At 67.8% G+C, this 7,092-nt stretch carries 4 protein-coding genes and 1 pseudogene; 1 reads left to right on the top strand and 4 read right to left on the bottom strand.

Going from position 1 to position 7,092, the window contains the following annotated elements:
- Positions 1 to 806: pseudogene (locus QZ609_RS22690) on the top strand (hypothetical protein); the annotation flags it as partial.
- Positions 807 to 845: 39 nt separating this feature from the next.
- Here the strand turns inward: QZ609_RS22690 and QZ609_RS22685 are convergent.
- The 4 genes from QZ609_RS22685 to QZ609_RS22670 form a co-directional block, all read right to left on the bottom strand.
- The gene (locus QZ609_RS22685) at positions 846 to 4,046 is read right to left on the bottom strand and encodes a hypothetical protein (protein ID WP_295499736.1); all 3,201 of its coding nucleotides are present in this window, start codon (positions 4,044 to 4,046) and stop codon (positions 846 to 848) included.
- 425 nt (positions 4,047 to 4,471) lie between these two features.
- A complete protein-coding gene (locus QZ609_RS22680) occupies positions 4,472 to 5,326 on the bottom strand; it encodes a ferritin-like domain-containing protein (RefSeq protein ID WP_295499734.1) in 855 nt (284 codons plus the stop codon).
- 161 nt (positions 5,327 to 5,487) lie between these two features.
- Positions 5,488 to 6,744 carry an MFS transporter gene (locus tag QZ609_RS22675; protein WP_295499733.1) on the bottom strand — a complete coding sequence of 419 codons (1,257 nt, stop codon included), beginning with the start codon at positions 6,742 to 6,744 and terminating at the stop codon, positions 5,488 to 5,490.
- Between the two features lie 113 nt (positions 6,745 to 6,857).
- The coding region (locus QZ609_RS22670) for a helix-turn-helix domain-containing protein (RefSeq protein WP_295499732.1) at positions 6,858 to 7,092 on the bottom strand (235 nt) is incomplete at its 5' end.

Here is a 7,092-nt window from a genome sequence, read left to right as displayed (position 1 = left end):
ACACCTACATCACGCGCTCCAACCCGAGCTGGACCGCCGTGGCGCCGCTGGGCGTGGACAAGGGCCACGGCCTGTATCAGGTGTTCGCGCCCGACCAGAACGAGAACATCTACACCAACCTGTGGCATGGCCCGTATTACGGCTTCGCGCGGGTGATCGAGACCTTCGAGCTGACCGACAAGCCGTATCGCTTCAAGCCGATCAACATCTACTACCACATGTATTCGGGCACCAAGCTCGCCTCGCTCAATGCCCTGCGGCAGGTGTATGACTGGGCACTCGCGCAGCCGGTCATGCCGATCTACGCGTCGGACTACATCCGCAAGGTGCTGGATTTCCGCAACTTCGCCGTCGCGCGCGATGGTGATGCCTGGGTGGTGCGCGGCACCGGCGACCTGCGCACGGTGCGCTGGCCCGGCACTGGCGCACCGCGCCTGGCCGATGCGCGCGACGTGGCAGGTTATGCGCCGGCGGCAGGCGGCACGTACATCCACTTGGCGAGCGGCTCGGCGCGTTTTGCGATGGAGGGCGGGCAAGGTGGGCAGACGGAGGCGCTGCCCTACGTGCGTGAGGCCAATGGTCGCCTGTCCAACTGGCGCCGCAGCGCCGACGGCCGCACGCTGTCGGTGGACGTGACCGGCTATACGCGCCCGTTTGTCCGCTTTGCCAATGCCGGCGGGTGCCGCGCCACGATGGACGGCCGCGAGGTGGGCGGTGCCCACGGCACCGACTGGCGCATCGACCTGGGTGCGGGCAATGCGGCCAAACCGGTGCCGCAGCGGGTGGAGCTGAACTGCGGCAAGTGAGGCCGGCCGAGCGCCCGCAGGCGCATGGCCGGCCCAGCCTCAGAACGGCGTGACGGCGTACTTGTACTCCCAGCGGTAGGGCGTCAGCGGGTTCAGCTCGTCCGGCTTGACGTTTGCGGGCAGATCAAACGGCGGCTTGATGCCGTTGTCCGACAGGTACTGGTTCATGTCGGCCACCTTCTGCTGCGTGGAGGTGTCGCCCCATTGGTTGTGCGCGTCCTTGAGCGCGGTCGCGAAGTGGTCGGCCTGGTCCGGTGTGAGCGTGTTGAGCCACTGCACCATGTCCGCTTCGGTCTTGTTGCCGTACTGGAAGTAGTCGGTGAGCGAGGGGCCGGCCGAAGGCGCTTGCGAGCCGAACGTGAGCGAGTGCTTGCCGAGCTGGTCGGCCACGTCATCATGCACGCCCATCGCCTTGAGCCATTGCGTGTTGGTGCCGTCGAACTTGTGGGAATGGCTCTCTGCGGTGCCGATCGTGTAGATGCCGGCGCCGGCCAGCATCAGCACCGCGCCCACGCCGGTCCAGCCCACCGCGCCCATGCCGACGCCGAGGAAGGTCGCCCCGCCGTCGATGACGCCAGCCCCTGCGAGCGTGCTCATGGCGGCATCGGTCAGGAAGGCGGCATCACCGGCGACGCTGAGCGCCATGCCGACGGCGTGCTCAGGTTGCCCCGGCCCCTGCTCGTGGAAGATCGCGTCCCCAGTGTTGGCCAGGTCGATGCCGACGTAGGCGACATCCATGGTGTCGCGCAGGGCCGCGCCGCCCAGGGTCTTGAACACCTTGGCGCGGGCGCTGTCCGACGCGTCGAGGCCCTTTTGCAGGCCATCGAGCTTTTTGGCCAGAAACGTTTGGTCCGACCCCGGCCGGGCAGCGGATTCGGGCAGCAGCGCCGTTAACCCGTGCGTTGTGCCGACGATGCCGTGCTCCAGCGCGTAGGTGCCGTTCTCCAGGAAGTTGTAGCTGCGGACCCCATCCGTCCAGTTACCGCCGCAGAACACCGCGTTGCTCATGAAGAGCGCCGAACTGAGCGCCTTGTTGCCGCGCTCGATCACGGGGTTGAACTCCGTCTTGCCCGTCAGCGCCCTGGCGGTCTGGTAGGTCATGTTGCGCGCCGAGCGCATCAGCCAGAGCGTGTTGGTGGGCTTCGTGTTGTCCGTGGTGGCGCCGGGGGCATCGTGCGCGCTCTGGAATGCCGGCACGTCGCCCAGCGACTGCACCACGCTCTTCACCTTCAGCCCCGTGCCCGGCACGTCGGTCTTGCCGTCCTGGTTGAAGCCGGCCACGCCGTTGAGTTCGGGCGAGTAGGCCGCCACCGCCATCTTCATGGCATTGAAGCGGGTTTGCTCCTGCACCTCCTGCAGGCCGTCGTCGTTGAGCTTCTTCGCGTCAGCGGGGTTTTCCTTGAGCAGCTTGGCGATGTACTCCTGCTGCTTCTCGGGCGAGCTCAGACCCCCGTAGTTCTTGAGCGGATCGCCGAGGAATTCGGCGTCGGCGACGGTCTTGTCGTTCAGGTCCTTCACCCCCTGGCCATAGCCCGACAGCCCCTCGCGTACGGCGTCGACGGCCTGTTTCTGCAGGTCAGGGCGGTTGGTTGCACCGGCGCGTGCGGCCATCGCCAGCGCCAGCCCCACGTTGCCATGCGCCGTGTCCAGCGAGAGCACGCCGAACAGCTTGGTCGGATCGCCCTGCATCCGCTGCGAGGCGTTGATCTTGTCGGCCTGCCCGAGCACCATATCGGCAATCTGGTCGGCGGCCTGCTTGCCGATGCCGGGGTGCCCCTGGTCGCTCTCGATCGCGTGCTGCACGGCGCCTGACAGGCGATAGAGTGCGCCGTTGGACTTCGGGTTGTTCCAGTCGAGCTTGCCCAGCGCGTCCTTGACGAGCGACTGGATGCGCGGGTCCGACATGATCTGCCCGACCTGGCCCGGCATCATGGTCTGCGGATCGGTCATCTCATCAAGCGTCTTCATCGCCTTGATCGGGTCGGCGCCGTTGTTGTAGGCGTCCTGCACGGCTTTGATCGGCTGCTCGATCAGTACCTGCTTCTGGGCATCCTGGATGCCGGCCTGCACCGCCTGGACAAACTTCGGATCGCCGCCCGCGTAGGTCAGGTAGACCCCGCCGCGCGCCGAGAGGTCGCCCATCGCGGCCGAGCCCTGGTCCTGGCCGACCGCCGCCACGAGCTGCTGCTGGGTCAGGTCCTTCACCTTGGCCCAGTCGCCGGCGGCGGCGGCCGTGTCGATCTGGCCGATCTGGTCAGCCGTGCGTCCCTGGGCCGACACGTCGGTCCTGTAGCTGGTGAGCGCCTTGTCGAGCGCGCCCTTGAAGTCCGGGTCCTGTGCGTTGGCCGTGTGCGCGCGCACGGAGTCGGCCAGCTTGTCGGCGTCCGGGGTGGCCTGCTGCATGCCGGCGTATTCCATTTCCTGGTAGAGCGTGCCGGCAAGCTGCTGCGTGAGCTTGTCTTTCTTGGCTGGGTCGGGTTCCGTCTTGATCGCGTCCAGCAGATCGGTCTGCTGCTTGGCCAGGCCCTGGCGCGTGTCGTCGAGCACGGGCTTGCCGTCGACCTGCTGCTCGCCCACCGGCGGCAGGCCCGGCTTGTACAGGCCGACCGTGGGGGGCGCATCGGGCAGCTTCAACGCGCCGCCGGCCGGGTCGGTCGTGCCAGTCTTGTCCGGGGCGCCCACGGCAAGCGCATTCGTGCTCGAACTCCAGCTCGCGGCCGGTGCGCGCTGGCTGCCGTCGGGCAGCGGCTTGTCGGTCACGTCGGGGGTGTAGACGACCAGGTTGCCGTCGTCCTGCAGCTTCAGGAATGAGCCGGGCTTGTCGCCCGTGTTGGTCGACCAGATCGCCGGTCCGCCGTCCTTGCCGACGACCAGGTTGCCGTCGGGCTGCATGGTGGCGCTCTGTGCACCGCGGCCCGCCGTGTTGGACGCCCACAGCACCTTGTTGTTGGCGAGATCGCGCAGCACAAGATTGCCGTCGTCCTGCATCGCCAGGGCGTACTGGCCATTGGCCGAGCGCACCTCCTGGCCAGTCTTGAGCGAACTGCCTGCATTCAGCAGGTCTGCCGGCGTGTTGGGCGGCTGCGTGGCCGGTTGCGCGGGCGGATTGGCGGCAGGCGTGGCGGTTTGGCTGGACGCCGGGGTTGCCTGGGTTTGCCACTGCGGGCGCGGCGCAAGGTCCAGCGCGGGGGAAGACATCGGTTGCGTGTAGCGGTCGAACGGATCGAGTCGGAAGCTCATGAACACACCTCGGAAGACACCCCGGCCGGGCACGCCCCGGCGGGTGGTCAACCCACTATATCGGCCGGTCAGCGTCCCGAAAGGTGGACTTTTCGTAGTCCGATGCGCGGTTTCGGCGCGTTTGCGCCACGCAAGTCAGCGCAAAACCATGCCCGTGACGCGCGAGGATCTTCAGGGCAGGCGGCTTTCCGCGCCACATCCGCCCTTGGCCTTTCCGGAGCGGAGCGGCAGCGCTTTGCATTCGGTAAGCGGTCTGGAGGCCGGTGATATCTGTCTCGCCGCTCTGGCAAACCTGTACAAACCGGCATCGGCGGGAACTGGACTCCGGCTCGTGCACTCGCAGCAAGTTAAGGGGCCGCCAGAAAGGCGGCTCTTTCTTTTCGCGCGCTCGCGACGGATGCGGGGTGTTCGAGCTGGGGATCGGATCAGTGCAGCACCACGCGCCGCACCAGGGCCACCAGCGGCGTACGGATCGAGCGCTCAATCACGGGCCGCAGGCGCAGCGGTCGCATCAGCATCTTGGCGGCCATGTCGATCGGCAGGTGCGAGCGCACCAGCGTGCTCACGCGCGAGTTGAGCGCGCGCACATCGGCCTCGGGCACGTCTTCCTGGCCGCGCTCGATGCGCAGCACGTTGCGCAGGGCAATCATCGAATCTTCGTTCTTGATCTCGCGCAGGCGTGAGGCCAGCGCCTTGAGCACGCGCGCCCGGCCCACGCCCTCGCGTGCATTGCATTCGTTGAAGAAGCGCAGGAAGTGCTTGTAATGCCGGACCTCGTCGGTCGAGATGCGGCTGGCCAGGTCGCGCAGCACGGGCTCGTTGGCCTCTGCGGCAGCCTGGGCGATGGCACGGTAGAAGGTGGCGGTGCCCATCTCGACCACGCAGCGCGCCACCATTTCCAGCGCCTGCGTGGGCTCGAACTGGTCGATCGAGCAGGTGACGGAGTATTCCTCGAAGAAGCGGGCATAGCCGCGCTCCCAATCGAACTCCGGCCAGACGGTCTCGACATAGTGGCGCAGTGCGCGGCCGTGCTGGAGTTCTTCGCGCTCCCAGTGGTGGATCAGCCAGTGGGCGGCTTCGGGCTGGTCGGCGTAGTACTGGGCGAGGTTGCCGGCGTAGAGGTCGGAGCCGCTTTCAATGAACGAGGCGCTGGCCACCAGGTAGAACAACGTACGGTGCTCGCGCACGCGCGCCACGTCGATGCTGCCGTAGGCGATCTCGTGGATCGTCCAGGGCAGTTCGTGGGTTGCGGGCGGGATTTCCGATTGAGCCTGTGACACGACACGTCCTCCGTTAGCAGTGCCGCAAGAAGCGCGCCCAGGGCGGAGCGCGGCGGTCGCCTATCCCATGAGAATGAAACAGCACGTCTCATGTTTCAAGACACAATCGCGTCAACAAAGGTTCCAAACAGCAAGGATCTGCAGAGAATGCGACGCGATCGCTATGATGTTTGCGTCACTCCGGAGCGGTGGGTGCCCGGCATGGCGGTGCTTGCGCGTGCCTGGCGCAGGCCATAGGTGAAGGCGGCCAGGGCCACCAGTGCCGCCGCCACCATCGCCCACTCTACCGCCGCGTAGCCGCCGGTGGCTTTCCACAGCAGGGCCCCCAGCCACGGTGCGCCGGCCTGGGCCAGCAGCACGGGCGTCATCATCAGGCCGTTGAGCGTGGCGTACTGCGCGCGCGAGATCAGCTCGGGCATGGCGATCGCGCGCAGCATGGTGTTGATGCCGTTGGCCGCGCCGTACACCACCGCAAACACCAGCAACAGCGGCCCGGTCGACAGCGCGAGCACCGCCAGCGCCACGGCCATGACAGCGTAGGTGAACGGAGCGATGCGCACCGGGTGCGCAAAGCGGAAGCGCATCATCGCCAGCCGGCCGAGCACCTGGGCCGGACCGATCAGCGCGGCAATCACCAGCTGGCGGCCGGTCGGCACGCCTTTCTCGGCGAGCAGCGGAATCAGGTGCGCCCCCAGCACGGTGGCGATCAGGCTGATGGCGACGAAGGCCAGCACCACGGCCCAGAACACCGGCATGCGCAATGCCGTGCGCCACGCCGAGGCCGACACCGACACCGGCGCCGTGGGGTCGGCCGCCGGGCCCGGCACGTGTGCCGGAGGGCGGACGCGCAGCCGCGCATGGACTGGCAGGCAGATCAGCAGGTGCAGCAGTGCGAATACCTGCAGCGTGTGGCGCCAGCCGATGTGCTCCACGCCCAAGTGCGCCAGCGGAATGCAGATCGTGCTGGAAAAACCGGCAATCAGCGTAAGGCCGACGATGGGGCGCTGGTAGGCATCGCCAAAGGTCTGGCGCAGCACCACGAAGGCCGGGTCGTACAGCGTGGTCGCCATGGCGATGCCCATCGGTAGCCATAGCAGCAGGAAGGCGGTCTCACCCGAGACGCGCGACCACGCCAGCAGGCTTGCCGCCGCCAGCACCGAGCCCGCGCCCATCACCCGGCGCGCGGGCCAGCGGTCCAGCGCGCGGCCCACCCCGAACGAGCACAGCGCCCACACCAGCAGCCCCAGCGAGAACCCGCCCGCCAGGAACGGTCGCGCCCAGCCGAGCGCGTCGTGCATCGGCGCCAGAAATACCGTGAAGGTGAAGTACAGCGTGCCCCACGAGACCGTTTGCGCGAGGCCGAGCAGCAAGACCAGGCGCCGGCCTTCGGGCGAATCCGGCGTGAGGATGGGCGTCATGGAAACAGTGGGGCGCTACGCAACGTGGCGGCGGGTGCGCGCGGCACGGGCGAGCATGGCCCATTGTAGCGGCGCGTGCCGTTGCGCGTGAGCCCTCGGTCGCAGGGGGCGGGCTATCCGCCGCCGACCAGCCCCCGCAGCGCCGTCGCATCGACAATCTCCACCGCACGGTAGTGGCAGCGGACCCACCCCGCGCGCTGCCACGCCTGCAGGTACTTGGAGATGGTCTGACGCGAACGCGCGAGCATGCGGCCAAGCTCTTCATTACTGGCGGTGACGGTGCGGCCATCGCTGGCGCGCGCGAGCTGCAGCAGGCGCTGGGCCAGGCGCGCATCGGCGGGCATCTCG

The organism is uncultured Ralstonia sp. (genome assembly GCA_913056305.1).
Classification (GTDB): domain Bacteria; phylum Pseudomonadota; class Gammaproteobacteria; order Burkholderiales; family Burkholderiaceae; genus Ralstonia.
The sequence above is the reverse complement of the archived record's forward strand: the minus strand, read 5'-3'. Positions and strand labels throughout refer to the sequence as shown.

What these genes read in the sequence shown, in the direction of transcription:
- QZ609_RS22685 (WP_295499736.1), bottom strand. Translation starts at nt 4,046, where the DNA reads ATGAGCTTCCGACTCGATCCGTTCGACCGCTACACGCAACCGATGTCT.
- QZ609_RS22675 (WP_295499733.1), bottom strand. Translation starts at nt 6,744, where the DNA reads ATGACGCCCATCCTCACGCCGGATTCGCCCGAAGGCCGGCGCCTGGTC.